34 protein-coding genes are annotated in these 24,813 nt (G+C 42.6%); 15 read left to right on the forward strand and 19 right to left on the reverse strand.

Annotated features, from left to right (window positions below; all coding sequences use genetic code 11):
- The first annotated feature begins 365 nt into the window (after window positions 1-365).
- Window positions 366-4,361 carry a magnesium chelatase subunit H gene (locus JGK22_RS00540; RefSeq protein WP_293312161.1) on the forward strand — a complete coding sequence of 1,332 codons (3,996 nt, stop codon included), beginning with the start codon at window positions 366-368 and terminating at the stop codon, window positions 4,359-4,361.
- Between the two features lie 47 nt (window positions 4,362-4,408).
- Here JGK22_RS00540 and JGK22_RS00545 read toward each other — a convergent pair whose 3' ends face one another.
- Window positions 4,409-6,235: a DUF262 domain-containing HNH endonuclease family protein gene (locus JGK22_RS00545; protein ID WP_293196786.1), complete on the reverse strand. Its 1,827-nt coding sequence runs from the start codon at window positions 6,233-6,235 to the stop codon at window positions 4,409-4,411.
- A gap of 139 nt (window positions 6,236-6,374) precedes the next feature.
- Here JGK22_RS00545 and JGK22_RS00550 point away from each other — a divergent pair, with 139 nt between their 5' ends.
- From JGK22_RS00550 to JGK22_RS00560, 3 genes are read left to right on the forward strand one after another with little or no spacing between them, the layout of a single operon-like run.
- On the forward strand, window positions 6,375-6,581 hold the full coding sequence (locus tag JGK22_RS00550) for a type II toxin-antitoxin system HicB family antitoxin (protein WP_293196785.1): 207 nt from the start codon (window positions 6,375-6,377) through the stop codon (window positions 6,579-6,581).
- Window positions 6,582-6,606: 25 nt separating this feature from the next.
- Complete coding sequence (locus JGK22_RS00555; RefSeq protein WP_293196784.1) at window positions 6,607-6,924, forward strand: DUF433 domain-containing protein; 318 nt, start codon at window positions 6,607-6,609, stop codon at window positions 6,922-6,924.
- On the forward strand, window positions 6,921-7,268 hold the full coding sequence (locus tag JGK22_RS00560; RefSeq protein ID WP_293196783.1) for a DUF5615 family PIN-like protein: 348 nt from the start codon (window positions 6,921-6,923) through the stop codon (window positions 7,266-7,268). The genes JGK22_RS00555 and JGK22_RS00560 overlap by 4 nt, the downstream gene beginning before the upstream one ends.
- A 51-nt stretch (window positions 7,269-7,319) precedes the next feature.
- Here the strand turns inward: JGK22_RS00560 and JGK22_RS00565 are convergent, their stop codons facing one another.
- From JGK22_RS00565 to JGK22_RS00575, 3 genes are all read right to left on the reverse strand, one after another.
- Window positions 7,320-7,574: a hypothetical protein gene (locus JGK22_RS00565; protein WP_293196782.1), complete on the reverse strand. Its 255-nt coding sequence runs from the start codon at window positions 7,572-7,574 to the stop codon at window positions 7,320-7,322.
- Window positions 7,575-7,674: 100 nt separating this feature from the next.
- A complete protein-coding gene (locus JGK22_RS00570; RefSeq protein ID WP_293196781.1) occupies window positions 7,675-8,358 on the reverse strand; it encodes a hypothetical protein in 684 nt (227 codons plus the stop codon).
- Window position 8,359: 1 nt separating this feature from the next.
- Window positions 8,360-8,704, reverse strand: coding sequence for a PadR family transcriptional regulator (locus JGK22_RS00575; protein WP_293196780.1), 345 nt, complete (start codon window positions 8,702-8,704; stop codon window positions 8,360-8,362).
- 222 nt (window positions 8,705-8,926) lie between these two features.
- Here JGK22_RS00575 and JGK22_RS00580 point away from each other — a divergent pair, with 222 nt between their 5' ends.
- From JGK22_RS00580 to JGK22_RS00590, 3 genes are all read left to right on the forward strand, one after another.
- Complete coding sequence (locus JGK22_RS00580; RefSeq protein WP_293196779.1) at window positions 8,927-9,184, forward strand: BrnA antitoxin family protein; 258 nt, start codon at window positions 8,927-8,929, stop codon at window positions 9,182-9,184.
- 150 nt (window positions 9,185-9,334) lie between these two features.
- Window positions 9,335-9,910 carry a Uma2 family endonuclease gene (locus JGK22_RS00585; protein ID WP_293176678.1) on the forward strand — a complete coding sequence of 192 codons (576 nt, stop codon included), beginning with the start codon at window positions 9,335-9,337 and terminating at the stop codon, window positions 9,908-9,910.
- A 68-nt stretch (window positions 9,911-9,978) separates the two neighbouring features.
- The gene (locus tag JGK22_RS00590) at window positions 9,979-10,638 is read left to right on the forward strand and encodes a Uma2 family endonuclease (RefSeq protein ID WP_293176680.1); all 660 of its coding nucleotides are present in this window, start codon (window positions 9,979-9,981) and stop codon (window positions 10,636-10,638) included.
- A gap of 191 nt (window positions 10,639-10,829) precedes the next feature.
- On the opposite strand, the gene JGK22_RS00595 is transcribed toward JGK22_RS00590, so the two are convergent.
- Window positions 10,830-12,191: an ATP-binding protein gene (locus JGK22_RS00595; RefSeq protein ID WP_293196778.1), complete on the reverse strand. Its 1,362-nt coding sequence runs from the start codon at window positions 12,189-12,191 to the stop codon at window positions 10,830-10,832.
- Between the two features lie 188 nt (window positions 12,192-12,379).
- Here JGK22_RS00595 and JGK22_RS00600 point away from each other — a divergent pair, with 188 nt between their 5' ends.
- Entirely contained in the window at window positions 12,380-13,558 is a 1,179-nt protein-coding gene (locus tag JGK22_RS00600; protein ID WP_293176684.1) for a hypothetical protein, read from the forward strand.
- Window positions 13,555-14,994: a WD40 repeat domain-containing protein gene (locus tag JGK22_RS00605; RefSeq protein WP_293176686.1), complete on the forward strand. Its 1,440-nt coding sequence runs from the start codon at window positions 13,555-13,557 to the stop codon at window positions 14,992-14,994. The genes JGK22_RS00600 and JGK22_RS00605 overlap by 4 nt, the downstream gene beginning before the upstream one ends.
- Before the next feature lie 105 nt (window positions 14,995-15,099).
- Here the strand turns inward: JGK22_RS00605 and JGK22_RS00610 are convergent, their stop codons facing one another.
- From JGK22_RS00610 to JGK22_RS00655, 10 genes are all read right to left on the reverse strand, one after another.
- The gene (locus JGK22_RS00610) at window positions 15,100-15,324 is read right to left on the reverse strand and encodes a hypothetical protein (protein WP_293176688.1); all 225 of its coding nucleotides are present in this window, start codon (window positions 15,322-15,324) and stop codon (window positions 15,100-15,102) included.
- Between the two features lie 79 nt (window positions 15,325-15,403).
- Window positions 15,404-15,610, reverse strand: coding sequence for a hypothetical protein (locus JGK22_RS00615; RefSeq protein ID WP_293176690.1), 207 nt, complete (start codon window positions 15,608-15,610; stop codon window positions 15,404-15,406).
- 117 nt (window positions 15,611-15,727) lie between these two features.
- A complete protein-coding gene (locus JGK22_RS00620; RefSeq protein WP_293176692.1) occupies window positions 15,728-16,024 on the reverse strand; it encodes a type II toxin-antitoxin system RelE/ParE family toxin in 297 nt (98 codons plus the stop codon).
- Window positions 15,999-16,229, reverse strand: a complete 231-nt coding sequence (locus JGK22_RS00625; protein WP_293176694.1) for a hypothetical protein — start codon at window positions 16,227-16,229, stop codon at window positions 15,999-16,001. Before JGK22_RS00625 ends, JGK22_RS00620 begins: the two co-directional genes overlap by 26 nt.
- Before the next feature lie 111 nt (window positions 16,230-16,340).
- Window positions 16,341-16,700 carry a DUF5615 family PIN-like protein gene (locus tag JGK22_RS00630; protein ID WP_293206825.1) on the reverse strand — a complete coding sequence of 120 codons (360 nt, stop codon included), beginning with the start codon at window positions 16,698-16,700 and terminating at the stop codon, window positions 16,341-16,343.
- 3 nt (window positions 16,701-16,703) lie between these two features.
- Window positions 16,704-16,928 carry a DUF433 domain-containing protein gene (locus JGK22_RS00635; protein WP_293206823.1) on the reverse strand — a complete coding sequence of 75 codons (225 nt, stop codon included), beginning with the start codon at window positions 16,926-16,928 and terminating at the stop codon, window positions 16,704-16,706.
- Between the two features lie 120 nt (window positions 16,929-17,048).
- The gene (locus tag JGK22_RS00640; RefSeq protein ID WP_293213140.1) at window positions 17,049-17,303 is read right to left on the reverse strand and encodes a hypothetical protein; all 255 of its coding nucleotides are present in this window, start codon (window positions 17,301-17,303) and stop codon (window positions 17,049-17,051) included.
- Window positions 17,304-17,376: 73 nt separating this feature from the next.
- Window positions 17,377-17,607: a hypothetical protein gene (locus JGK22_RS00645; RefSeq protein WP_293189130.1), complete on the reverse strand. Its 231-nt coding sequence runs from the start codon at window positions 17,605-17,607 to the stop codon at window positions 17,377-17,379.
- Window positions 17,608-17,699: 92 nt separating this feature from the next.
- Complete coding sequence (locus tag JGK22_RS00650) at window positions 17,700-18,032, reverse strand: hypothetical protein (RefSeq protein WP_293176700.1); 333 nt, start codon at window positions 18,030-18,032, stop codon at window positions 17,700-17,702.
- A 103-nt stretch (window positions 18,033-18,135) separates the two neighbouring features.
- Window positions 18,136-18,333 (reverse strand): hypothetical protein, encoded by a 198-nt coding sequence (locus tag JGK22_RS00655; RefSeq protein ID WP_293189128.1) that lies wholly within the window; start codon window positions 18,331-18,333, stop codon window positions 18,136-18,138.
- Between the two features lie 148 nt (window positions 18,334-18,481).
- Between JGK22_RS00655 and JGK22_RS00660 the strand changes: the two genes are divergently transcribed.
- The 3 genes from JGK22_RS00660 to JGK22_RS00670 all read left to right on the forward strand — a co-directional run bounded on the left by JGK22_RS00660 (window position 18,482) and on the right by JGK22_RS00670 (window position 18,991).
- Window positions 18,482-18,616: a helix-turn-helix transcriptional regulator gene (locus tag JGK22_RS00660; RefSeq protein ID WP_293189126.1), complete on the forward strand. Its 135-nt coding sequence runs from the start codon at window positions 18,482-18,484 to the stop codon at window positions 18,614-18,616.
- A gap of 82 nt (window positions 18,617-18,698) precedes the next feature.
- Window positions 18,699-18,833 (forward strand): hypothetical protein, encoded by a 135-nt coding sequence (locus tag JGK22_RS00665; protein ID WP_293189124.1) that lies wholly within the window; start codon window positions 18,699-18,701, stop codon window positions 18,831-18,833.
- Between the two features lie 20 nt (window positions 18,834-18,853).
- Complete coding sequence (locus tag JGK22_RS00670; protein WP_293206812.1) at window positions 18,854-18,991, forward strand: hypothetical protein; 138 nt, start codon at window positions 18,854-18,856, stop codon at window positions 18,989-18,991.
- Between the two features lie 30 nt (window positions 18,992-19,021).
- On the opposite strand, the gene JGK22_RS00675 is transcribed toward JGK22_RS00670, so the two are convergent.
- Together JGK22_RS00675 and JGK22_RS00680 are read right to left on the reverse strand one after the other, a co-directional pair.
- Window positions 19,022-19,579: an adenylate kinase gene (locus tag JGK22_RS00675; RefSeq protein ID WP_293189120.1), complete on the reverse strand. Its 558-nt coding sequence runs from the start codon at window positions 19,577-19,579 to the stop codon at window positions 19,022-19,024.
- 135 nt (window positions 19,580-19,714) lie between these two features.
- Complete coding sequence (locus tag JGK22_RS00680; RefSeq protein ID WP_293196790.1) at window positions 19,715-19,837, reverse strand: hypothetical protein; 123 nt, start codon at window positions 19,835-19,837, stop codon at window positions 19,715-19,717.
- Window positions 19,838-20,113: 276 nt separating this feature from the next.
- Between JGK22_RS00680 and JGK22_RS00685 the strand changes: the two genes are divergently transcribed.
- Window positions 20,114-20,344, forward strand: a complete 231-nt coding sequence (locus JGK22_RS00685; RefSeq protein WP_293196777.1) for a hypothetical protein — start codon at window positions 20,114-20,116, stop codon at window positions 20,342-20,344.
- A gap of 258 nt (window positions 20,345-20,602) precedes the next feature.
- On the opposite strand, the gene JGK22_RS00690 is transcribed toward JGK22_RS00685, so the two are convergent.
- Both JGK22_RS00690 and JGK22_RS00695 read right to left on the reverse strand, forming a co-directional pair.
- Complete coding sequence (locus JGK22_RS00690) at window positions 20,603-21,388, reverse strand: methyltransferase domain-containing protein (RefSeq protein WP_293176712.1); 786 nt, start codon at window positions 21,386-21,388, stop codon at window positions 20,603-20,605.
- 73 nt (window positions 21,389-21,461) lie between these two features.
- A complete protein-coding gene (locus JGK22_RS00695) occupies window positions 21,462-22,367 on the reverse strand; it encodes an undecaprenyl-diphosphate phosphatase (RefSeq protein ID WP_293176756.1) in 906 nt (301 codons plus the stop codon).
- A 478-nt stretch (window positions 22,368-22,845) separates the two neighbouring features.
- Between JGK22_RS00695 and JGK22_RS00700 the strand changes: the two genes are divergently transcribed.
- Window positions 22,846-23,460 (forward strand): thylakoid membrane photosystem I accumulation factor, encoded by a 615-nt coding sequence (locus tag JGK22_RS00700; RefSeq protein ID WP_293176714.1) that lies wholly within the window; start codon window positions 22,846-22,848, stop codon window positions 23,458-23,460.
- 393 nt (window positions 23,461-23,853) lie between these two features.
- Window positions 23,854-24,783, forward strand: coding sequence for a trypsin-like serine protease (locus JGK22_RS00705; RefSeq protein ID WP_293176716.1), 930 nt, complete (start codon window positions 23,854-23,856; stop codon window positions 24,781-24,783).
- Window positions 24,784-24,813: the final 30 nt, after the last annotated feature.

Consider the following 24,813-nt stretch of genomic DNA (forward strand, 5'->3'; position numbering starts at 1 on the left):
TTCATAGATTATGCCTTTTCCCCCTCAATTAACTGCTCTATCGCAAGTATGATCTGTTATACAAAAGTTCGAGCTTGTTTCGGGATTTTTTTTCTCAAAGGTTTGTTGATTTTTGGGGATTTTTTTATGATAGCTTGCTTTAAACATATTTTATAAGATATGTCAAGTAAATTTTTGTAAAGATAATTTGGAGCATTTGCTCAAGGAATTTGTAAAATAATGTAACTAAAAATTGCAATAAATTTGTCGAATTGTGTAATTAGCAGGATCGAATCGCCTAATGGCAAGCGTTTTCTGGTAAAAATGCTTAGGGGACAAAAAAATTCCCGATTGCCGAAAACAGCATCTTAAAGGAGCCTAACCGGATGTTCACTCACGTCAAGCCCACCATTCGCCACGTCGTGCCGGAAAACTTGCAGGGGCGATCGCTCATGAAGGTGGTCTATGTCGTACTAGAACCGCAGTATCAAAGCGCCCTCTCCGCAGCGGTTCGAGCGATAAATAACAAAAATCCGAATCTGGCAATAGAAATCAGCGGCTATCTGATCGAAGAACTCCGCAGCCCGGAAAATTACGAGGCCTTCAAGCGGGATGTGGCTGATGCCAATGTATTTATTGCTTCTCTAATTTTTATCGAAGATTTGGCCGAAAAAGTGGTAGCGGCTGTGGAACCGCTGCGCGACAGCTTGGATGTCGCCGTCGTCTTCCCGTCGATGCCTGGGGTGATGCGACTCAATAAAATGGGCAGTTTCTCGATGGCGCAGTTGGGACAAAGCAAAAGCGCGATCGGCGAATTCATGAAAAAACGGAAGGAAAAATCCGGTAGTTCCTTCCAAGACGGAATGCTGAAACTGCTGCAAACTTTGCCGAAAGTGCTGAAATATTTGCCGATCGACAAAGCCCAAGATGCCCGCAACTTCATGCTGAGTTTCCAGTATTGGCTGGGCGGTTCCCAAGAAAACTTGGAAAACTTCTTGCTGATGCTGTCACATAAATATGTATTCAAAGGCCAGGAACAGTTAACTTTTCAAGAACCTGTTGTCTACCCCGACATGGGGATTTGGCATCCTTTAGCACCGTCCATGTTTGAGGATGTCAAAGGATATCTGAACTGGTATAATGCCCGCAAAGATATTTCCGCAGATCTCAAAGATCCCCTCGCACTTTGCATTGGTTTAGTGTTGCAGCGCACTCACTTAGTTACTGGAGATGACGCACACTACGTAGCAATTGTGCAGGAATTGGAGGCAATGGGGGCGCGGGTGTTACCGATTTTTGCAGGCGGTTTGGACTTCTCGAAACCGGTTGAAAGCTTTTTCTTGGAAGTTGGGCCCAAAGGTGTGGCACCGCTGCCGATCGTAGATGCGGTAGTTTCTCTGACTGGTTTTGCGTTGGTTGGCGGCCCGGCGAAACAAGATCACCCAAAGGCGATCGAGACTTTGAAAAAGCTCAACTGCCCTTATATGGTGGCTTTGCCGCTGGTTTTCCAAACGACGGAAGAGTGGGAAAATAGCGATTTGGGCTTGCACCCGATTCAAGTTGCTTTGCAAGTGGCGATTCCTGAGTTGGATGGTGCGATCGAACCAATTATTTTGTCGGGTAGAGATGGCGCAACTGGAAAGGCGATCGCGCTACAAGATCGAATTGAGGCAATTTCCCAGCGCGCCATGAAATGGGCAATGCTGCGGCGCAAACCAAAATTAGATAAAAAAGTTGCGATCACAGTCTTCAGTTTTCCGCCCGACAAAGGCAACGTGGGAACTGCCGCTTACTTGGACGTTTTCGGCTCAATTTACGAAGTATTGAAAGCCCTAAAAGGTAACGGTTACGACTTGCCAGAACTGCCGGATTCCGCCGAAAAACTGATGCAAGAAGTCATCCACGACGCAACAGCCCAATACCAAAGTCCGGAATTAAATATTGCTTACCGGATGTCCGTAGCTGAATACGAAGAATTCACTCCTTATTCGGAACGTTTGCAAGAAAATTGGGGCCCGCCTCCTGGGCATTTGAACAGCGACGGACAAAATTTGCTGATTTTCGGCAAACATTTCGGCAACGTATTTATCGGAGTGCAACCTACCTTTGGATATGAAGGCGATCCGATGCGGTTGTTATTCTCTCGTTCTGCAAGTCCGCACCACGGTTTTGCTGCTTACTACACTTATTTAGAGCGCATTTGGGGTGCGGATGCGGTGCTGCACTTTGGCACTCACGGTTCCCTAGAATTCATGCCTGGTAAGCAGATGGGAATGTCTATCGATTGTTATCCCGACAGTTTGATCGGCAAGATTCCTAACCTTTATTATTACGCCGCCAACAATCCCAGCGAGGCAACAATTGCTAAGCGCCGCAGTTATGCTGAAACCATCAGCTATCTGACTCCTCCGGCAGAAAATGCTGGTTTGTACAAAGGTTTGCAGGAACTCAGCGAGTTGATTGCTTCCTATCAAACTTTGAAGGATACGGGCCGGGGTGTGCCGATCGTGGATGCGATCGTCGAAAAATGCCGTTTGGTCAATTTGGACAAGGATATCACCTTACCTCCGGAACAGGAAAGAGGCGTTGCTGCGGGCATGACTGCGGAGGATCGGGACAATTTAGTTGGCTTGGTTTACCGCAAGTTGATGGAGATTGAATCGCGGTTGTTACCTTGTGGTTTGCACGTTGTTGGGAAGCCACCGACTGCGGAAGAGGCGATCGCAACACTCGTCAATATCGCTAATTTAGACCGGGAAGAAGACGGATTAGTCAGTTTGTCGCGGATTATTGCTCTAAGTTGCGATCGGAATATTGACGATATCTACACCAACAACGACAAAGGCATTTTAGCAGATGTCGAATTGCTGCAAAATATCACCTTAGCCTGTCGCGATGCTGTTAGCGCTTTAGTGAAAGAACAAACCGATGCTGAGGGTCGAGTTTCCCTAGTTTCCAAGTTGAATTTCTTCAACATGGGCAAGAAAACACCTTGGATTGAATCCTTACACGCAGCCGGTTACAAAAAAGTCGATGTAGAGCTAATTAAACCGCTCTTTGAGTATCTCGAATTCTGCTTACAGCAAGTTTGCGCCGACAACGAATTAGGCGCACTGTTACGCGCGTTAGAGGGCGAATACATTATCCCCGGCCCAGGCGGCGATCCGATTCGCAACCCGGATGTTTTGCCGACTGGCAAGAATATGCACGCTTTGGACCCGCAGTCAATCCCTACGACTGGGGCGATCAAGTCTGCTAAGGTTGTAGTCGATCGGCTATTAGAAAGACAGCGCACTGATAACGACGGCAACTATCCCGAAACCATCGCCGTTGTGCTCTGGGGAACCGACAACATCAAGACTTACGGCGAATCCCTCGCCCAAGTAATGTGGATGGTGGGAGTGAAGCCAGTACCCGACGCTTTAGGCCGGGTAAACAAACTGGAATTGCTGTCTTTAGAAGAGTTGGGACGGCCTCGAATCGACGTAGTAATTAACTGTTCCGGCGTCTTCCGCGACTTGTTCATCAACCAAATGAACCTGTTAGATAAAGCAGTGAAAATGGCAGCGGAAGCCGACGAACCCTTAGAAATGAACTTCGTCCGCAAACACGCATTGAAGCAAGCCGAAGAAATGGGAATCAACCTGCGCCAAGCAGCCACCCGCGTCTTTTCCAACGCTTCCGGTTCCTATTCATCTAACGTCAACTTAGCGGTAGAAAACAGCACTTGGGAAACCGAAGCCGAGTTGCAGGAAATGTACTTAACCCGCAAATCCTTCGCCTTTTCTTCCGACAATCCCGGAACAATGGAACAAGACAGGCAGATTTTTGAATCATCCTTAAAAACTGCTGAAGTCACCTTCCAAAACTTAGATTCTGCGGAGATTTCGCTAACCGACGTATCGCACTATTTCGACTCCGATCCAACCAAATTAATCGGCAGTTTGCGCGCCGACGGTAAGCAACCAACATCCTTCGTTGCTGATACCACAACAGCCAACGCCCAGGTACGGACGCTATCAGAAACCGTGCGTTTAGATTCGCGGACAAAGCTGCTGAATCCGAAGTGGTACGAGGGGATGTTATCGCACGGATATGAAGGCGTGCGGGAGATTTCTAAGCGTCTGGTGAATACGACTGGATGGAGTGCGACTGCGGGCGCTGTGGATAATTGGGTGTATGAGGATGTGAACGGTACGTTTATCCAAGATGAGGAGATGCAGAAGCGTTTGCTTAACTTAAATCCTCACTCATTCCGCAAGATTGTGAGCACTTTGCTTGAGGTGAATGGCCGGGGTTATTGGGAGACTTCGGAGAGTAATTTGGACAGGTTGCGTGAGTTGTATCAGGAGGTGGAGGATCGGATTGAGGGGGTAGAATAGGATAGTTTGAGGCAGGCTTTCGGGCCTGCCTCTACATTCTCTATAAACTACTTATTTTGTGTTTCAAATCCCCATACTAGCCTAGCTAAGTTAACGAGCATTTCTTGACGCTTGTCTATGGCTTTGGAATCCCAAACATCAAACTGAGTAAGATTAAGATGATTTACAGTACGGTTTAATTGCGTGTTATTCCCTACACCAGGCTTTTCAACAAGGGAACGAGGGAGCAAAAGCTGTGACTGCTTATAACCGCTTTTCTTAGCATCATAGGTCGAGTCAGAAAGAGAACTGTTGATTGTCTTCTCTAAAAGAACCAAGTTACCAAGCTTTTCAACATAAGAACCATACTCATTCGGTTTGTCAAATTTACTTCTCAGCTCAGGGTTGACTGATTTTGGTAGTATGTGTTCAATAGTTATTGATTTATCTAAGTATCTATCTAACTGGCTAGCATTACTGTAAGCTTGGTTGTCCACAAATTGAGTTATTTTAGCTAGTACATAGCGAATACGATATGTAGCTATTTTAGATTCTGTTAATTCACGGAAAGCAGAATTAAACTCATTAGATAAAGATACGAATTTATCTATAAAATAAAATTCAATAAAAGCTTCAAATTGTTCTCGATTTTTTACTTGCAGTAGGTCTTGACTCCACTGGGAAAAATCACGAATCATATTGATGTCCTTACGAGTCGAACGAGTAATAGTGTAAGTAAATAAAAGATTTTCAATGTGATAACATAATTCTGTGAATAAATCCTTGGGCAGTTCTCTTGCCGCAAGAAGTAAGATAAAGTGTTGACTATACCTTCCTTGTAGCTTTTTAATATTCTTCAAGAATTGATTATCAGAACCATCAACATTTTTACATTTAGTAAAGTTGCTGAAGTCTTCACTTGCTTTGATTAAAGTATCCACAAACTTCAAAGGAAATTTATCTATTTTATATCTGCTACCTTCCTTAGTAAACCAATCATATACAGCTTCTTCAGGAAAGTTATTCTGCAAATTAACTGCATAGTGAGACATAATATAGTAACGCAAGAAGCGCATAGGATCTTCTTTAGAATCATGAATCGTATTAATCATTTTATCCCATCGTTTTTTTAACTCTTTCCAATGAAGTTTTAAATCTTTACTTTCTTGTTTAGATGTATTGATAAATAAGTAGTTTTTAAGTAAGTCCATAGAGTTTAACCCAACTCCACGATGGTTGATTGTCTCAAAAACTTTAAGAGCACTCTTCAAGTTTAACGTTCCAATTCTAATTAATTTAACTCGACTGGTAAAAGTACCAGAAAATTGTAGCCTTTTTTCAACACTAGACCCAAAACGGGACAACAAGAATTCCCTAATTGTTTCATAAGCCTCGACCAGCTTAGTAGCTGATTCAGAGGCTGTTTTATCAATATTTGAAATATTACTTTTACTGTCAGCAATAATTTCTAAAACTTTGCCCCCATCTCCATATTGAAGAGTTAGTCGATATCTATCTATGTCTAGACCAGTCTTAGTATCTTGATCGACTCCTGCTATTAAACCTTCTATCGCTTTTGATGTCTTTCCTGATTCAATAATCACAAAATCTCGAATGGCACAGAAAAGCAAATATATTGTTGTTAGCCTTTGCTGACCATCAATTAATTGAAAAGTTCCGTTATCTGGATAGACAACAAGAGAGCCTAAAAAATACTCGCTATCCTCTAGTGGTTCGTCATTATCATATAATTCATCAATAATATCTACAAGCAATTTTTCAACATTTTCATCAGCCCATACATACTCCCGCTGAAAGTCTGGTACTGCATAAAACTCTTTAAAGAGATCGGCTATACTTAAATTGTGAGATTCAATTCTGGGTGCAGTTGCCATAATAATTTTTGGTTAACCTTTGAAGGAATAACCATTATCTTAGCATAGAGTAACCTCATGTTTGCTTGTATAGGGATCGCTGCTCGGCTTTCCCCGTAATCGGACTTTAGGGAGTATTCTAGAAAAAACAGGTACAGCCATGATGACTTACAAAGGTTACAGTGCTAACATTGAAGTAGATTTAGAAGCGGAAATTCTTTTCGGGCGAGTGCTTGACATTAATGACATAGTGACTTTTCAAGCACAAACTATTGAAGAAGCGCGCCAAGAATTTCAAAACTCGATCGATGATTATTTGGAGTTTTGCAAAGAATTGGGACAGGAACCCGATCGACCCTATAATTAAGTTAGCTCCATTAACGAGGTAAACTATGTCACTAACTGTAACCGAATATAAATATGTAGAATTAGACGAGAAGAATACGCCTATCATCACAGGGACTACGATGAAAGTAGTTGAATTAATGACTTCGGTAAAAGCTTACAGCTTGAGTCCTGAAGAATTACTGGAAAGCTATCCTCACCTAACTTTGAGTAAAATTTACTCTGCTTTAGCCTACTACTGGGATCATAAACAAGAGCTTGATGCAGATATGCAGCGCCGATTCGACTATGCCGAAAAGTTGCGATTAGAAGCGGGCGAATCTCCTTTGGCTAAAAAACTCCGCGCCCAAGGATTAATTAAATGACTATAGCTTTGTACATGGATGAGAATGTGCCTCTACCGATTGCAAAGGGATTGAGACAAAGAGATGTAGATGTTTTGAGAGCTCAAGAAGATAACCATCAAAACACGCCAGACCATATTATACTCGATCGCGCAATGGATCTTCAGCGTGTTATTTTTACACAAGACGACGATTTTTTAGCCATAGGTAACAGCCGCCAGCAAGAAGCAGTAAATTTTGCTGGCGTTATCTATGCCCATCAACAGAATGTAACTTTTGGTGATTGCATTCGTGACTTAGAAATTGTTGCTAAGGTTAGCGAACCAGAAGATTTAGTTAACCGCGTTCAGTACCTACCTTTATAGCCAACTTCTTATTTGGATAGGGGTAGGGTGTGCCTTACCCCTAACACAAAATTACTTCACCCTAGTCACATTTTTTTGCGGTTTGCGATCGTTGTGTTGTTCGCGGTAAGCGTCAATTATTTCTACAGTACAACCTGCAATCATTGACGCAAACGTACTTACTATTACACTTTGTTGATAGTAAATAGTCACACCACCTGCAAAGCAAATAATTGCCATCTTGACCAGTAGAATTTGGGTAGCTAAAAACTGACGGCGTTGGGAGTTGGGAACTCTGACACCATTAAAACGTTTGATCTGTGGCATATGTTAGAATGATTGTGTGTTTTAATTTCAATGAAGGCACCAGGTTAGTTATCGGTGCCTTTTTTCTAGAATTTTCACCGTTGCTTGTTAGCTGTAATGTCTATCCCAAGAAAACCTTTTTTGCTCTGGTAATCCATCGTGAAACGAATTTATCGAATTCCAACCAGAGATAAGACTGAATTAAACCTAAACCTGTGAGTAAGGTTATGAAATATACCTTCCACAGCGGAGTGCCATCCTTGATTAACTGATAATGCTGCTCTTGCAAATCACCCAGCCACTCTTCTTGAAATTGTATTGGAACGATATTTTCAATAAAAGCAATGAACCGAGCATTCGTATCTTCTTCTAGTATGGCTGACCGTGCTATGTAAACCTTCGTTCCAAATAGCAAAAGCTGTAAGAAGCAGTAACTAAACAACAGATGGATGCCAAACGGAACTTTGAGAAAAATAACATCAGTCACCAGAATGAAGATACCAGGAAAAAAAATGGCAACTACGGAATTTAGAATCATTTTACTGCCTTTTTCTAGCGCTGTATCTCGACCATCATAAAAATAATGAAAAACTCCATAAGACATAAAAAGAAGTGCCACAACAAGTATAAAAGTGGCAGGAAAAAACAGAAATATTCCAAATAGCGTCTTTGCTAGGGTATGATTAGATAAAAGGCAGACTATACCCAGCATATCACCAATAATAAAGCTGAAGAAAATTAATGAGATGATACCTATGCTGGCGATTATAAGTTGGTCTTTGGTTAACAACGTTTTCTCGTTCATCTTATACCCCTCCCCAAGCTGGTTCCCACCCAGCCACATCGTTGAGAAATTGCTTTTTATCTGCCAGAACTTTCATACCTAACCCTGTAATTCTGTAGTACCTCCGCCGCGCACCTCCTCTTTCTTCCGGTGTCTCATCACCCCAGCGTGCTTCTAAATAGCCTTTCTCCTCTAGCTTGTGGAGGGTTGGGTACAGGGAACCAAAGCCGAGTTTAATTTTCCCGCCACTCGCCTCCTTCACCGCCTCAATAATCTCCAGGCCGTAACGTTCGCGGTGAAAGACTGATGTGAGTACAGCTTCTTCTTTTGGCGACAAATCAAAAATGCTATCTTGATTGTTTTTCATACTCTCCTGTCATTTGATGTTCATCTCATGTCTAATGGTATATCAAACTATTTGATAGTGTCAAGGGACTTTAAGATCGAGTTGCTGAAGCTAGCGTTCGCTTGTCAGATCGCTTATGCCACGGACATTTCAGGATTGGAGGCAGATGAGTAGGAAGCGATCGCCCTTTATGCTATTCTATAAGTAGATACGTTTTGTATATACAATTTCTGCCGTTTGAATATGACTATCTCGCCCAAACGACTTGAAGAATTAGAAAATATTCCAGAATCTGCGATCGATACCTCTGATATTTCTGAGTTAGATGCGAGTTTTTGGGAAACAGCTAAACTGGTAAAACCGCTAACAAAACAAGCTATTTCTTTAAGAGTCGATCGCGATGTATTAGATTGGTTTAAAAGTCAAGGGAAAGGTTATCAATCTTTAATGAATGCTGTGCTGCGGTCTTATGTTGAACATCACGTAAAAAGCAGTGAATAAATGTGGATTATCCTCTGGATCATGCTGTATCAATTCCTGTGGTTTACCATTTAGCAAAAGCATTACTTACGAAGCACGATCGCCCTCACAACTCACTCAATAATGCTACAATCCTTAATAAAGGTCGTTTAGCCACGATAAAATACCGCTATGACTACCCTCACCCTCAACCTAAACCCCATTATCAAGCTGACAGACGAGCAGTTTTTTCAACTCTGTCAGGAGAATGAAAATATTAGATTGGAACGCACGGCTAAGGGAGAATTAATTATCATGTCACCAGCAGGAGGAGAAACTGGAAGCAGCAATGCAGGATTAACGGCACAGATTTGGATTTGGAATCAGCAAAAAAAACTGGGTAAAGTGTTTGACTCTTCAACAGGTTTTAAACTTCCTAATAATGCAAATAGAGCGCCTGACGCTTCTTGGGTAAAATTAGAACGCTGGGATGCTTTGACTCCCGAACAACAAAAGAAATTCCCCCCAATTTGTCCTGATTTCGTCGTCGAGTTAATGTCTCCCAGTGATAGTTTGAAAGAAACTCAGGATAAGATGAAAGAGTATCGAGATAATGGTGCTGTTTTAGGTTGGTTAATTAATCGCAAGTCTCGACAAGTAGAAATTTATCGTCCGAATCAAGAAGTTGAAGTGTTAGAATCTCCAGTCACTGTATCAGGTGAAGATGTTCTCCCCGGATTTGTGCTGAATCTTGAGTCGATTTGGTAAAGTGCGATCGCACCTGTCCAATGTTCAATAGAGTAAAATAGAGTTAAAGTTCTCGTGGAGTATTGGCAATGGTTCAAACCCTGACGTACAGTAAAGAAGAGCTTGCAGGTTCTCACCTCGTTTTACATGATATCAGTTGGGAAACCTACGAACACTTGTTAGAAATATTTGCGGAACGTTCAACGCCGCGCATGACTTACTATCAGGGAACTTTAGAACTCATGGTACCTTTACCAGAACATGAGAGGTATAGCTGGACTCTCGGGCGGCTAATTGTAGCACTTTCTGAGGAAATTGGGATTGAAATTATCGGATTAAAATCATCTACTTGGCGTTCGGAACCGAAAAAAGCTGGCAACGAAGCTGATGAATGTTTTTATATCCAAAATGAAGCTTTAATGCGGGGAAAGTTAACTATCGATCTCAAAAATGACCCGCCGCCAGACTTAGTTGTGGAAATGGATTTGACTAGCTCATCTATTAATAAAATGGCGGTTTATGCGGAACTTAAAGTGCCGGAAGTTTGGATTTGGAAGAAAGGAAAACTAATAATTAACATTTTAACTGATACGGGTTATGCCGAGTCGGAAACGAGTTTGGCATTTGCCTCGTTTCCTGTCAAAGAACTCGCACAGTTTATGAATTTAGACTCAGAAAAGGGAGAGAATGCGAGAATTAGAGAGTTTAGAGAGTGGGTACGATCGCGCTTACAGAATCAGCTACCCTAGGGAAACGGTAGTGCCACCTCCGGCGCGAGCACGGATACGAACACGGCATAATACCCGGCGGTTGAAACCGCGTCTATACAGACAAAACCCGCCTCCGCGGGTTGAAGAAGACCGGGCAGTTGAAATTATCTTATTTTCTTCAGTCCGCGGAGGCGGACTTCGTTTGTGTAGACGCGGTTTCAACCGCCGTTTCATCTTTGCACATACTGTTTCATCACGGGATTCAAACTAAACAAAGTTATCTTTTCATCTTCTATTGCATCCAATAAAAACCGATTTCCCAGAGATCGCACTGCATTGACTATTTCTGACGGGGAAAATGGTATTTTGTTGAAAAATTGCGACACACCAACGGGTTCAGGTTGATTAGCCAGGTGAATCATCACTGCCAACTCTGCCGGAGTCAAACGCCCAAAAGGTTGAGATAATTGAAATTGCAGCGATTCATCTAAAATCGGCATTTCGCACTGCAAAAACTCCGCAACTCTCCCCCCAAATAACTCTCGAATCAGGGTTGCAGTCAACTCCAACCACAGAGGATTGCCTTGATAAATATCAATCAAAGTTTCCCATGTTTCCTCATCGGATAACTTTTGGGAGTTCAAAATCTCTTTAGCTGCTACTCCTAAACTTCCCAATACAAAACATCGCACGGGACGATTATCTTTTGATAATCTGGCAATTTCTCTGGGTTTTTCCCAACTATTCAATATCAAACAACTTTGATGACAAACTTCGGCAATAAGTTTAAAAAATAACTGATAATCTTCATATCCAGTTTTATATTGTCCCGCGAGTTGTCCGCTGCTAAAAAGCATCTGTACGTCATCGAGGACAATCAGACATCGATATTTTCGCAGGTAATCGAGGAGTTGGGAAATTTTGGTTTCGATGTTTTGGGGAATTTCGGATGGTTGGGAAAAGATTTGCAGCAGGTTGGTGAGGGTTGCGTCTAGGGTTGGGGAAAAGCGGAGGCTGCGATAGATGACGTAATCGAATTGGGTTTTGATGCGATCGATTAGGCTTAGGGAGAGGGTTGTTTTGCCGATTCCGCTGATTCCGAGGAGTGCAATGAGGCGTGTGCGATCGCGCGTTATCCTGTTTTCGAGGGTGGAGAGTTCAGAAGTGCGATCGAAAAAGGTGAATATTTCCGGTGCGTCGCCTAAGTCTATGTGGAGTTGTTTAGGAGTTTGTGGGGAGTTTTGGGAATTTGTTGGACTTCTCGCCCTTTCTTGGCAAATATTGACGTTATTAATTTCTACAAAATTCTTGCCTATAGGTGATGAAATATTGTAAATTTTACCACTATCTAATATTGCTCGAAAATTTCTTTTAGTAATATCTTCTCCGAATCCCTCTGAGAGTATTTTCCATAATTCCGAACCAATATCTCTGGTATGACCTTCGCTGGAATGAGTCTCTTCAGCAATTTGTGGGTATGTCCGACCTTGGAATGTCCCTTCAAGGATAGCTTTTTGCAGATAGTCTATATGTTCTCCCGTCTTCGCGAAGATTAGTTCGTCGGCGAGTTTTAAGACTTCTGCGATGTCCATAAGTCAGTCGTGTGCTGGGATTTGTCGTATTATATCCGATCTTTCCGACATTTCCGACAAGATTCCGACATTTCCGATCTGCTTGTCTGAGGAAAGTCCCGACATTACCGATATACAAGAGTTACCTTTTGCTAGACAATATATACAAATACTTAATAATTCTTCATTATTCCTCTAATTGGTCAAGTATGAATACTTATACAGTCATCATGCTAGGGCCACGCGGCTCAGGCAAAACGGTATTTTTAGCTAGTATGTACAATCAGTTATGTACCCAAGGGGAAGGAGGCTTTTTTCTGGAGCTTGAAAGTGTAGAAAAAAGCAAACAATTACACGATATTTATACACAAATAGCTTTTGAAGAAAAGTGGCCACTTGGAACACGACGCAGCGAAGTATCAGAATGGACTTTCACTTGTCGCGTACAAACGAAGGATCTGCCTATCTATCCAGCTTGCAAGTTCACCTATTTAGATTATGCAGGTGGTTTGTTAACTGACCAGACAGACGAAGATGATCCGAAATTTGATGAGCAAGTCAAGAAAGCAGATGCTTTACTTGGCTTGCTGGATGGTCAAAGACTTTGTGCGTTGATGCAAAATGAAAAACTAGGCCAAAAGTGGGCAGTCAACGAGCTACCTAGAATTCTCAGCATCATGCAAAAAACTGGCAAACCGATCCATTTTATAATCAGCAAGTGGGATATTGTAGAAAAGAAATACACCCTCGAACAGATACGGGATTGTTTGCTGAAAGAAATTCCACATTTTAAAAATTTAGTCTTTAATTATAACAAGGCTGGAAAACCAATTAGATTAATTCCTGTGAGTGCAGTGGGTAAAGACTTTGTTACTATGAAACCAGATGGCAGTATGGAAAAAAATCTGAACATATTGCCCCAACCCTTTCAAGTAGAAATTCCTTTAGCTTGCATCCTGCCCGATTTAATTCAAGCTGATTGCAAAGAGGCCATAGACAAAATGAGAGAAGAACTTAACAGTCCGATCGAAGTTAAGGCAAATCTAAAATGGTGGGAGCAAGTGGGTCAAGTTGTTGGCGGAGGGCTAAAAGCAGCGCAAGACATCCTACCTATCCTAGGGGACTTATTCCTACCTAGAAAATATACAGCCTTGCAGGATGTAGTCCTAAAGATGGTTGAATTTGCTAGTGAATATGCGGAAGCACCAGCCAAGCAAAAGCAAGAAGCAGCAGATAGAAGATCCGAAGAATTAAGTAAGGAACGAGAAGAATTATTTAAGAAAGTAGAGGATGAAGAAACGGCTTTCAAATACGCTCTTAATTGTTTCCTATCTGTTCAAAATGACCTTTATCGCAAATTTCCAGAATCAGATTTAAAATTGCCATGAAAAATACTACAGCTTGGAGTTTTTTGGTTGGTTGTAATCAGTCTCTTGACTACCGAACAGTGGTCGCCCCAAATTTCATGTGTGAGTCTGGTATAGCTGGTTTACTTGCTAGAGTAACAGAAGGAGACTTGACGGAAAAAGGAACAGCATTCTACCGAGAAATTCATAACTCTAAAGTCGGAGATATAACTTTGATTTTCCGAGTAATAGAGGCAATAGCAGAAGATACTGGCATTTCAGGTAACGGCGTTCTCAAAGACCTTTTTGGTAGAGAAATTTATTTAATAGAAGGCATCGCTCTAAAAGGAATAGTGCCAAATATTGTGACGACTGCGAACAATCTGGAAGAAGCTCACAAGCGGGTTTTAGGAGATTATAGTAAGTTTTGGGAGGCTGAGGATTCGGTTTCTGCTGTTGCTTCAGACTCTTTTACATTGCAGATCAAAGGAGAAGAAACGGGTTTAAAATATAACAAACTTAAGCCTTACGTCGCAGGTAATAAGGTTGCAGCTACTAAGTGGGAGCGCCTGTATCCAGAACCACAACGTTTTGAAGGTGCAATTCACTCTATTGCAATTTTTCCAGATGGAAAAAATATTGCTATCCGATATGGCGATCGCAAAATTGTTGTTTGGAGTGTGCAGGACAAACAAGAACTCTATTCCTTGTCAAATTTAAGGGGGCTGACAGGAGGGTATCCCACTCCGATCGCGATCGACCCCACAGGGCATTTCCTTACAACTGCTATGATTGAGAACATCGATCAAAATAAAGTCAAAGTGTGGGACTTGGATGCAAGGGAACATAAAGATATAGGAAACTTAGGAATAGGTTTGGCTCATAGAGTTACATCAGTAGCCTTTACCCCCGATAGTAAAACAGTTATTATTGGGAGTGCTGATAGTAGGATTAAGTTGTTAGATGCTAGAGCAGAAGGGCTAGAAATTGGTACACTGTCAAGCCATGCTGGGCAGGTAAAATGTCTGGCTGTTGATTTGAATAATTGGTTTCTTGCTAGTGGGGACAGCAAGGGAGAAGTTAGACTCTGGAATTTACGAACTCACAAACAAGTTATACTTATTCAAGGACATTCACTGCCTGTTAATTCACTAGCTTTTAGTCCAGACGGTCAAACGCTTCTTAGTGGAAGTGATGACCACACAATCAAGTTTTGGAATGTAAAAACAGGCGATAATTCTAATGTTTTGGAATTCGATTATGACATTACATCAGTAGTTTTTAGCTCTGATGGGAATTTGTTTGCAACTGGAGACTACGGCGGTAATATCCAAATTTGGGATTTCCAAAGTAAGAAAGATATTTTTAAGGAGCGCGTACATTCCGCAGCAGTTACTTCAGTAGTTTTCAGTCCCGACGGGCGTACTCTGATTAGTGGCAGTAAGGATAGTACAATTGCAGTGTGGCAGCAAAAATAGGCTATACTTTCAGTTCATCATTAAAGTAGTACATCAGAATAGCAATTTAGTATCGAGAGAAGTGAGTGAAGCGCAGCTATCCCGTAGGGAATCGCCCTTATCTTCCTAAAGTGCGATCGCCTTCATGCCGAGTTTTTGATGAACTTCCACAGGTTCAAGACTGTTTTCTCCTGATTGTTTACGCTTCATTGACTCTAACAATTTCAGCTTAACTTCTTCCTTAACTTCTAAACCTGCATCAGCATCGCCCAAATATTCTTCTAAACACTGTTCAACGGTATGTCGAATCAAGTCCCGCAGTTGCTCAACTGTCATATCTTTGACTTGCATCTTAATCTCCTAGTCTGTGGGATTATCAATAAATAATAGCAACTTTAGTACAGTTGTCTCTGTAACTGAGCTATCCATTTCATGAATTTCGTTCCCGATCGACATATTCTTGAGCATCAATCCCATGCCAAATTTCCTTACCCAAACCTGATAATTCTAAAATACTGCGCTTGGGTGATAGAATCACCCGTTGACGAATATGTGTAAACAATTCAGAGATGAGTCGCATTTGCTCATCTGGTGCAAGTTTGAGAACCTGATTCAGTACCGTGCTGTAAGTAGACATAGACTCTGCATTAAGATTTTTGGGCTGATTGTCATTATAGCAATTTAGGATCGAGGGGACTGCGCGCGATCGCAGCTATCCCGTAGGAAATCGCCCTTATCTTCCCTGCATTGCGCCCTAATACACTTCACGACGATGAGCAATAACAGTCACAACCACCCGCTTTTGCTCCTCATCAATGTCATAAACAACCCGATAATCTCCAACGCGATAGCGATAGTATCCAGCTAAGTCGCCTTTGAATTGCTTAATATTTGGATGACTGCGAGGGTCAGTTTTCAACATTTCAAAACATCGATCTAGCTTGCGTTGTAAAGAAGCTGATGCTTCTTCAAAAAACTCCTGAGCATCAAAGCTAAGAACCACTGAATAAAAATTCAGATTTTCATCAGTATTTTCGTTTGAGTTGCTCAACGGTCGTCACCTTACCTGCTGCTACATCCTTTTTGGCTTTATTAAATGCTTCAACAAAGCCTGGAATTTTCAATAATTCCACCGTAGCTTCATTGCTTTCACGTTCTGCTAAATAAGCTAAAAAATCAGCCACAACGAGCAGCCGTTCAGGAGATAAGCTATCTATCGATTGCTTAAGGTTCTGGCGAAGTTCTTGAGTTTTCATAGTTCATAGCTATTGAAAATTATTAGAGCTACTTGCCTGATTATACCAGATAGTCTGAAATTCACCAAAGTGCGATCGCCCTTTTATTCCAAGACCAAACTAATTAACTCCCTATCTCAGAGGTTTTCTGAACCGATGTCCATCAGGTTCTACAACGACAAATGACCCTTTTAGTTCTACTTCAGAGTAATTTTCTATAACTCCTGCTAGTTCCTTGTGAACTTCATTTACCATTTTAGGTAAGACTCGAAGGTAAATTACACCTGTTCCGATCGCCCTCACAAAAACAAGATTTCCGTAATCTCTGTCTCGCGTAACCAGGATGCGATTTTCTGCTTGGGCTATTCTCAGTATTTCTTCATCACTTGCTTGCGCTAAACCCATTTGAGCAACAACAATTACATCATGTCCTGCATCAATCAAAAACTTTATGGTAACAGCATACACATCTTGATCAATCAGAAATTTCATAATTTAAGCTAATGCCAAATGCACATCGACCGCCGCCACCAGTGCGATCGCATAACGCAAACACGCCCGAATATCATCCATTTCCAGATCGGGATAGTAGTCTCGGATAATTTCTCCAAAAGAAAGCCCTTCATTTAGTAATTCGAGAACGCTCTGTACAGTAATGCGCGTACCCACTATGCAAGGCTTACCGAAGTGAATTTGAGGGTTGACGGAGATTCTGTCCATTTTGACCACAGAGCTATATGTCTCTTCTATTTTAAGTCATCAGATAGGCGATCGCAACTTGTCTCTTTTCACCAGCGAGCCGATCGCCATTTTTTCCCAAAAGTGCGATATTATTCATCCCTACCAGGGAAGTGGACGATCTTGACGCAATTCTCGCTGCCATTCCACAGGATCGATAATATCAGCAAAGACATTACTTGCTGCAATTTTTTCCAATATTTCAACTATTCTCTGACGGCGAAGCTCAGCACTTAAAGTCGATCGCTCTTCTTGCAAAGTAACGTAAACTTTGACAGGCTCATCGCCCTGTTTTGGAACCTCATTAGCCCATTCTAAAAGGTTTCCCTTCAATATAGCCTCAAATATTCGCTGCATAGCTAATATCAACTATTCTTTATTTTTATTATTATAGCTCTTGATGACTGCCTCGCCCCTTTTCTTTCCTCTCTTACTCATCCCATTCTGCTCTAAGTTGCAACTGGAATTCCAAAGCATCCACACGATACGGCAAAAAACCGCGCCATCTCTTTAAATTTTTCCTGGACAATCTTTCACTGCTACCCTGAATATGGGTTGTTAGGCGATCGCGCATCAAAGCTGACAATACTTCTAAAAGCTGCTGTTGCTCGTCAGGAGTGAGACTTTGAGCCTGACTCAGTACCTCGCTATAAGTAGACATAGGCTTTATGTTGAGATTTTTTGGCTGATTGTTATTATAGCAATTTAGGAGCTAGGGAAGCGCGATCGCCTTTATCTTTCCAAAGTGCGATATTATTCATCCCTACCAGGAAGTGGACGATCTTGACGCAACTCTCGCTGCCATTCCACCGGATCGCTAATATCCTCAAAGACATTACTTGCTGCAATTTTTTCTACCAACAGCTTCAATTTGAGTTCTTGGGAGGATATCCCCCGATCGCGACCAGCTTTATAATCTTGCCAAGCAGCTTCACTCTCTGCTATTTCTTCTGCTGAAATCACTTCATCATCTTCTGCAACTTCTTCTCGTAACTGAATCATTTTTTTCAAGTCTTCTAATAACCGCAGTTGGTCTGCAAGCGTGAGGCTTTTAACTTGATTCAGTACCTTGCTATAAGTAAACATAGACTTGGTTGTAAGAGTTTTTGCTTGCTCTCTATTATATCTCAATTTACAATTCTGGGAAATGCGATCGCCCTTTTATTCCCAAAGTGCGATCGCTCTTATACTATCTTGCACAATTTGTTGGCTGCTGCGAATTCACCTCAAAGGCGATCGCAAACTCCACTTGCGGCAGCAATCTTTTGATAATCCGCAAGTGTTCCTCGCCGTCGTTTCGGCGGCGAAAACGCGCCACAGTCAGGCGTTGCAGGTTGGGCAGGTGACGGTAAATCACCCACGGGTAAAGTTGTTGTTTGTAGTTCATCCTAGTTCTGCCATAGATTGCGGGCAAAATGAGACACTAGAAAGGCAGGGCTGATTTCCCGTACTCTGCCCTTTTGCTGTCTATATAGACATAGTGTCTGGACAAAATTGTCTTGTCAAGCGGTCTAGACACAATGTCAGATTTTGTAATGACAAAGCGAAGACAACCTCAAGAAGAAGCTGGCGAATCACTGCTTAAAAAACTGAGAGATGAGTTAGGAATGTCCCAAGAAGAATTTGCTCGGCAAATTGGGACATCGGTACGGACTGTGAGTCGCTCTTAAGCCGGAGATAACGTGCCGACATTCACAATTGCCCAAATGAAAGCTTTGGCAAATTTTTTGCGATCGCGTGGGTTAACTCTTGATGACTTGCCCGATCGCTTTGGCCCGCCTGAGTGAGGAGGTGAGAAAAATAGGATACGATCGCCCTCGATTTGCCTTCGATCGAACGAAAGAGGAGTATTTTCGCAGAGCGATCGCCCTTGATACTATATTATAAATAGATGGGAATATTGAGCCATGAATAACGTCAATTATGCTGGAATTAGCGATCGCAAATTAAAGCGATACATTCTCACCTACAGAGACGATCGCAAAGCTTTCTATGCCTATGTAGTGACTTTCAAAGCACAAACTATCGAGGAAGTTCGCCAATAATTTCCAAGTTCGATCGACGATGATAGAATTTTAGTCCGCTTGTGAGGCTGCTGCACCATTTTCAAAGTTAAACTCATTTTCAATTGATTCAAAAAATTGCGAAATCTGCTCAGTCGATGTGATGTGATAAACATTTTTGGTACTTCGTGCCCGATCGATATATTCGCGATATTTTGGGTTCAAATATTTGTCGCACAACCAAAGCACGCGGTAACTGGTAAGCGAACTCTTTAATATTGGGGTGTTTTCCGGCCAGCCTGCGGGTGGTTTAAAGTAACCCGACATCAGTCTTTTAGTCACCCACCAGAAATGCACGTATAGCGGTAGATCGATAAAAACCAGGGTATCCGCCTCATCAAGTCGCAGCCAGAGGGTTTCTATGCAACCAAACCCGTCAATAACCCATCTGTCAGTCTGCAAAATTTCTTGATGGGCGCGCTTAAAATCTTCCTTTGGAACCTCAGCGCCGCCCGATCGATATTGAATCTTGTCTAAGATGTGAAGGGGCAATCCAGTGATGTCCGATAATCTCTTGCTGAGAGTGGATTTACCGCCTCCGGTGTTGCCAAATACTGCTACTTTTTGCATAGCTACTCCTGCGCCCGAGTTCAAGTTTAATTTTAGCCGATCGACTTTGCGAACAAGTCCAGAGCGCGATCGACTTTTCGATACCGCTGCATTCTACAATAATTGAAAATGGTATGATTCCCCGGGTTCCGGCTGCTAGCGGCGAGGTGCGTACATAATCACCAAAACGCCCAGCAATGCAATCCACCCTCCTAGTAAATCGTATTTATCAGGAGCAACGCGATCGACAATCGGGCCTATACAAAAAGCAACAAAGATTGCATCTTATCTCCGATCGAATGTCTTGCTGCTAACATTAAATCATTGATTTTTCCAGGGATTACTGCGATGGCTAAGTCTAAAACTTACATTGGCAAATTAAAACCTCGATATTCCTTCATGCTGAACCCGTATAGCGATATCCGGTTGAGCAAATGTCCGAAGTGTGAAAAACTGACACATCTGCGGAAATTTGCTTTGTTTATCTGGATTGAGGGCCTGGGCCCACTCATACAGGGAAAAACCTGTCGCTACTGCTCTAAATGCGAGTTAATTATGGCGCATCAAGATGAATTGGAGGCAGAATTGATATTAGGCTTGCAGAAAATCGCACCGCAGGCGATCGGAAATGACTATTTTGTTGTCGGAACCTTCGATAAAAAGGTGTGGCAGGGCGGACTCAAAAATGAAGAGAATTATTTGAACTCGGAAATGTTCAACTATTTGGCTGATTTCAAAACAATGCTGGATTTGGAGGTTGAACCGGGAGGTTGGTATCTAGAGTAGGTATTCGATTTGGGGAGTTGCTGGTGCGATCGTAGGGAATCGTCTCTTATAATTAAAGACTTAGCATTTTATTTTTGAGCAGGTACGTTGTTGCGCTTCAGCGCTCTTTTTGGGATATTGGAAAGAGCGCTAAAGCGCAACAACGTACCTGGACTTAATAGTTGTAGCAGCGAGAGTTATTACTGGCGACGCACATTATATTTAGAAAATCAATGGGGTAGGCACGCACCATCCACTACCCCTACAAATTGATTTAAATCATTTAGGATTGCTATATAACTTTGCTTTTTCGCCAACGATCGCAGCGATGGGAACCGCATAATGAATTGCATCGCCTCGAAAATGTACGCCAATCCCCAGACTGTCAACACCAATATCTTCTCTAAAAAGTTGTCGCAGCTTATCGTCATCGCCGGGGTTGGGGAAAGAAGCAGCTAACTGCTGTTCTAGCTCCAATTCTACCTTATAAAATGCTAATTTGACATTTTGCAGATTCGCATCTGCGACTAATTTCGGCAACTCTTCCAGAGTCAAGGCGCGAGTATGAGATGGATCGCGCAGCTTCTCAATATAGTTGTAAGCATCAACTTTTTCCGGTGGCATTGCCACATCAGCAATCAAAATGCGATCGCCCGCGCGACACACCCGAACCATCTCCGACAGCACAACATCGGGCTGCAAGAAGTGATGGAAAGCGTAACGACTCAGCACAATGGAAAAACTATCATCGGGAAACGGTAGCGTTTCGATATCGCCTTGCAGCCACGAGAGATTAGTCAAGTTTTTTTGCTCTGCCAAAATCTGGGCTTGTTCTAGCATTGCCGGTGTTAAATCGATGCCCGTAACGCGATTGGAAACTGCCGCAAAAGCACAAGCCACAATACCCGGGCCGCAAGCCACATCTAGAACTGTATCCTTGTCAGATATGCTTGCCATCTTCATCAGTAAATCGAGAGATTCTTGATTTGTGTGGCCGTACAAGTTAGAGAATGGTACAGCTTGACGGGTGAACTGGTCGATGATGGATTCGTGATATGCGGTCATAGTTAAATTCTGTCATTTTTTCTGACTAGCGGGTATAGTAGGAGTGACTTTTGCCACTCCTACAAAATTTATCTTATCCTTGTGGATTTTGTAATACACCACCTGCGAGAGCAGTTAAAATCGCCACGCCAAAGGCCAGCCGGTACCACACAAACACCCACGTATTCTGAGTTTGCAGGAACTTCATCAGCCAGGCGATCGAAATATAGGAAAAAATAAAAGCTGAAATTGTTCCGACTATCAAAGCTACAACTCCAGCGTCGCTGGCGCCTTCACCCAAAGCACTTTTCAATTCGACTAAACCAGCCAGAGTAATTGCCGGAATTCCTAACAAGAAAGAAAATCGGGCGGCGGCGGCTCTTTGCAATCCGAGGAACAATCCTGCTGTTAGGGTAGAACCCGATCGCGAAACACCAGGAATTATTGCCATTGCTTGAGCTAATCCCATTAAAATACCATCTTTGATATCTAATTTTTCGTAATCCCGTTCGCGCTTGCCAGTTTTTTCGGCGATCGCTAACAGCAGCGACATCACGATCGAAGCAATCGCGATCGCTCCCAAACTCCGCAGCGGTGATTTATCAAAATCTGGCACCAATATCTTGATTAACAATCCAAAAAATATAATTGGTATAGTTCCCAAACCAATCCCCAGCGCCATCCGAAACTCTTGGGATTCGTAGTCTGAGCGCCTAATAGCTTTAAATCCACCAATAGCTATATTTGTTAAGTCTTTCCAAAAATACCACAGCACTGCCACAATGCTGCCTAATTGAATGACAGCAGTATAAGCAACACCCGGATCGGCCCAGCCGAGGGCTAAAGGCACGACTTTTAAATGAGCGCTGCTGCTAATTGGCAAAAATTCCGTTAATCCTTGGACAATGCCTAAAACAATAGCCTGTAAGATATTAATTTGAGCTGGCCCGGAAGCCTCAGCAACGGGCGTTTGCGCGAATAAGTGAAGCAAAGCAATCATCATTTGTTGTCAGTTCCTAGTTGTCAGTTTCTATCTGTCAGTCACCAGCGATCGGTTGATATCAAATCCCGTGGATTGTACGGGATATCTGTAGGAACGCGGCAGTACCAAAGGAGTGTCAACTTAAGACTCAAACGTAGTCAGAGATTGCTGTTTGACTATAAAACTCAGATCCCCCCTAGCCCCCCTTCTTAAGGGGGGGACAAGAAATTACTCAAAGTCCCCCTTTTTAAGGGGGATTTAGGGGGATCTAGACTCGACTAAAAGCGAGATTTATCAAGGGTTTTAGTCTTAAGTTGAAACCAATGGGCAGTACCGTATCCCTACCCATAGTGTTGTCGATCGCCAATAAAAGCAGATTAAAATAGTTTGTCAAAAACCAATTTAACCTACTCAACTGTAAATACAGGCATTTGCTGATAAACTTAATAATGTTTTGCACGCTTTTTCGCCACTTTACAGCAACTGCCAACCACCTATGATATTTTCTGATTCCCAAAAATTAATTTTGATTGCAGCTTCAGGCAAACGCTGGCTGCGGCGAATCGTGTCTGCTAGTCTTTTAACTGTGGCGATCGCACTTAGCTTGATACTGCTCACCGGTCAGCCGCCCGCCTTCGCAACACTCACGGACGATCGCTTCGACGGCACCATCTTCGCTCTCTACGCCGGCAACGGTTCCCTCGTTCCTCCTAAAGTCAAGCTCACAGATTCTTTCAACCGCAAAAAACCCGCATTGTTAGTTTTTTACACTGACGACAGTAGCGACTCCAAGCAATACGCGATCGTTGTCTCAAACCTCCAGGAATTTTACGGCCGCGAAGCAGATTTTATGCCGATAAGCATTGACTCTTTGCCTTCGCAACCGTCACCAAAAATAACCGAACCCGGTCATTATTACGAAGGTTTCGTACCTCAAACTGTCATCCTCGACCAATCGGGAAAAGTAGTTTTTAATGAAAAAGGACAAATACCTTTTGAGAAGGTAGATGATGCCTTTCGGAAAGTATTCGACTTGCTTCCTAGAGAAAAATCGCTCCCGCTCAAGCGCCGTGTCGTGAACGAACTTAACATCGAATTGTCCAATAAATAGCTAAGGATCGCGAATTAAATAAGTTACAATTTTTATTGTTATTGTGGGATGGGCGTCCCGCCCGTCCAAAAAGAGCGGGCGGGACACCCCACAAACTTGTGTAAGTTATTTAATTCTCATTCCTAATAGCTAATCGCCTATTCAGGACTTACGCAATTTTATATAGGACGAACGGGTAGCCAGAAACCCGGTTTTTCACCAAAATATATCGTTGCAGGGCTGAATTCTGCCAAAAACCCGGTTTCTCGACTCTGACGAACGGGTAGCCAGAAACCGGGTTTTTTCACCAAAATTATTGGTTACAGCCCGTAATTCTGCCAAAAACCCGGTTTCTTGAGTCGGAGTGCGATCGCAAACTATCCTAATTTTTTCACGAATTATCAACAGCATCAAATGAAGCAAATTATAAAAATATTATTAATGACAGTTTTGACTGTACTTTTAGTTTTAGAAGCAGCCGAAGCAGGGCGATCGATAATTAGTGCTTTTGGCGATAGCAGTTCCCGCAAACCCCTAGCTTTAGAGCGATATACAGGTGTCGCCTACCTCGAACCGGTGCAGTGTACGGGTTCGGTGTTAACCGGAGGATTGTACGTACTCACGGCCGCCCACTGCCTCAATGAAGGCGGGGTCAAGGTTCCTGCTGGAACTGCTGTAACGGCAACTTTTAAATTGCCCAGCGGTCAAGTTACTATCCCTGTTAGCAACTATTATATCCATCCGGGATGGACTGGTTACGAATCAGAAGTCGGAAACGATATTGCTATTTTAAAGCTTAAAAAAACCGCACCGCGTACTGTGGAACAGTACGAAATTAACAGGAATAAAAATGAAATTGGCAAGGTGTTTACAAAAATTGGCTATGGATATATCGGCCTGGGTAATAAAGGACAAAATGAGAATTCTAATTCTGAGGCGAAACGATATGGAGGTCAAAACCGCTACGATGCACTAGGCGAAATATTCAAAAGTTCTACTGAATCTGATATGTCTGAATTAGTCTTGGGGAGTCAGTTAATTTTTGATTTTGATGATGGAACCGCCGAACACGATAGTTTGGGGAGGCATTTTCCTAAATTAGCCGATCGCGGTTTGGGGAAAAATGAAATAGCTACGGCTAGCGGAGATTCGGGCGGGCCTTCGTTTGTGGACGGGAAAATTGCGGGGATTAGTTCTTGGGGTTATAGCGATCGCGGATTTTTCAAAACAAATATCGGCGATATTGATAAAATTGACGATAATGGCAGTTTTGGCGAAATTTCCGGCGACACGCGGGTATCATTTTATGCTAATTGGATTGACAAAGTGACAGGTGGAAGATAGAAGGTAGAATTTAAAATATAGACATCAATT

Source organism: Microcoleus sp. PH2017_08_TRC_O_A (genome assembly GCF_020738665.1).
In the GTDB taxonomy this organism is placed as follows: Bacteria; Cyanobacteriota; Cyanobacteriia; order Cyanobacteriales; family Microcoleaceae; genus Microcoleus.

Coding starts and splice junctions, on each gene's coding strand:
- JGK22_RS00540 (WP_293312161.1), top strand. CDS start 366: ATGTTCACTCACGTCAAGCCCACCATTCGCCACGTCGTGCCGGAAAAC.
- JGK22_RS00545 (WP_293196786.1), bottom strand. CDS start 6,235: ATGGCAACTGCACCCAGAATTGAATCTCACAATTTAAGTATAGCCGAT.
- JGK22_RS00550 (WP_293196785.1), top strand. CDS start 6,375: ATGATGACTTACAAAGGTTACAGTGCTAACATTGAAGTAGATTTAGAA.
- JGK22_RS00555 (WP_293196784.1), top strand. CDS start 6,607: ATGTCACTAACTGTAACCGAATATAAATATGTAGAATTAGACGAGAAG.
- JGK22_RS00560 (WP_293196783.1), top strand. CDS start 6,921: ATGACTATAGCTTTGTACATGGATGAGAATGTGCCTCTACCGATTGCA.
- JGK22_RS00565 (WP_293196782.1), bottom strand. CDS start 7,574: ATGCCACAGATCAAACGTTTTAATGGTGTCAGAGTTCCCAACTCCCAA.
- JGK22_RS00570 (WP_293196781.1), bottom strand. CDS start 8,358: ATGAACGAGAAAACGTTGTTAACCAAAGACCAACTTATAATCGCCAGC.
- JGK22_RS00575 (WP_293196780.1), bottom strand. CDS start 8,704: ATGAAAAACAATCAAGATAGCATTTTTGATTTGTCGCCAAAAGAAGAA.
- JGK22_RS00580 (WP_293196779.1), top strand. CDS start 8,927: ATGACTATCTCGCCCAAACGACTTGAAGAATTAGAAAATATTCCAGAA.
- JGK22_RS00585 (WP_293176678.1), top strand. CDS start 9,335: ATGACTACCCTCACCCTCAACCTAAACCCCATTATCAAGCTGACAGAC.
- JGK22_RS00590 (WP_293176680.1), top strand. CDS start 9,979: ATGGTTCAAACCCTGACGTACAGTAAAGAAGAGCTTGCAGGTTCTCAC.
- JGK22_RS00595 (WP_293196778.1), bottom strand. CDS start 12,191: ATGGACATCGCAGAAGTCTTAAAACTCGCCGACGAACTAATCTTCGCG.
- JGK22_RS00600 (WP_293176684.1), top strand. CDS start 12,380: ATGAATACTTATACAGTCATCATGCTAGGGCCACGCGGCTCAGGCAAA.
- JGK22_RS00605 (WP_293176686.1), top strand. CDS start 13,555: ATGAAAAATACTACAGCTTGGAGTTTTTTGGTTGGTTGTAATCAGTCT.
- JGK22_RS00610 (WP_293176688.1), bottom strand. CDS start 15,324: ATGCAAGTCAAAGATATGACAGTTGAGCAACTGCGGGACTTGATTCGA.
- JGK22_RS00615 (WP_293176690.1), bottom strand. CDS start 15,610: ATGTCTACTTACAGCACGGTACTGAATCAGGTTCTCAAACTTGCACCA.
- JGK22_RS00625 (WP_293176694.1), bottom strand. CDS start 16,229: ATGAAAACTCAAGAACTTCGCCAGAACCTTAAGCAATCGATAGATAGC.
- JGK22_RS00630 (WP_293206825.1), bottom strand. CDS start 16,700: ATGAAATTTCTGATTGATCAAGATGTGTATGCTGTTACCATAAAGTTT.
- JGK22_RS00635 (WP_293206823.1), bottom strand. CDS start 16,928: ATGGACAGAATCTCCGTCAACCCTCAAATTCACTTCGGTAAGCCTTGC.
- JGK22_RS00640 (WP_293213140.1), bottom strand. CDS start 17,303: ATGCAGCGAATATTTGAGGCTATATTGAAGGGAAACCTTTTAGAATGG.
- JGK22_RS00645 (WP_293189130.1), bottom strand. CDS start 17,607: ATGTCTACTTATAGCGAGGTACTGAGTCAGGCTCAAAGTCTCACTCCT.
- JGK22_RS00650 (WP_293176700.1), bottom strand. CDS start 18,032: ATGTTTACTTATAGCAAGGTACTGAATCAAGTTAAAAGCCTCACGCTT.
- JGK22_RS00655 (WP_293189128.1), bottom strand. CDS start 18,333: ATGAACTACAAACAACAACTTTACCCGTGGGTGATTTACCGTCACCTG.
- JGK22_RS00660 (WP_293189126.1), top strand. CDS start 18,482: ATGACAAAGCGAAGACAACCTCAAGAAGAAGCTGGCGAATCACTGCTT.
- JGK22_RS00665 (WP_293189124.1), top strand. CDS start 18,699: ATGACTTGCCCGATCGCTTTGGCCCGCCTGAGTGAGGAGGTGAGAAAA.
- JGK22_RS00670 (WP_293206812.1), top strand. CDS start 18,854: ATGAATAACGTCAATTATGCTGGAATTAGCGATCGCAAATTAAAGCGA.
- JGK22_RS00675 (WP_293189120.1), bottom strand. CDS start 19,579: ATGCAAAAAGTAGCAGTATTTGGCAACACCGGAGGCGGTAAATCCACT.
- JGK22_RS00685 (WP_293196777.1), top strand. CDS start 20,114: ATGGCGCATCAAGATGAATTGGAGGCAGAATTGATATTAGGCTTGCAG.
- JGK22_RS00690 (WP_293176712.1), bottom strand. CDS start 21,388: ATGACCGCATATCACGAATCCATCATCGACCAGTTCACCCGTCAAGCT.
- JGK22_RS00695 (WP_293176756.1), bottom strand. CDS start 22,367: ATGATTGCTTTGCTTCACTTATTCGCGCAAACGCCCGTTGCTGAGGCT.
- JGK22_RS00700 (WP_293176714.1), top strand. CDS start 22,846: ATGATATTTTCTGATTCCCAAAAATTAATTTTGATTGCAGCTTCAGGC.
- JGK22_RS00705 (WP_293176716.1), top strand. CDS start 23,854: ATGAAGCAAATTATAAAAATATTATTAATGACAGTTTTGACTGTACTT.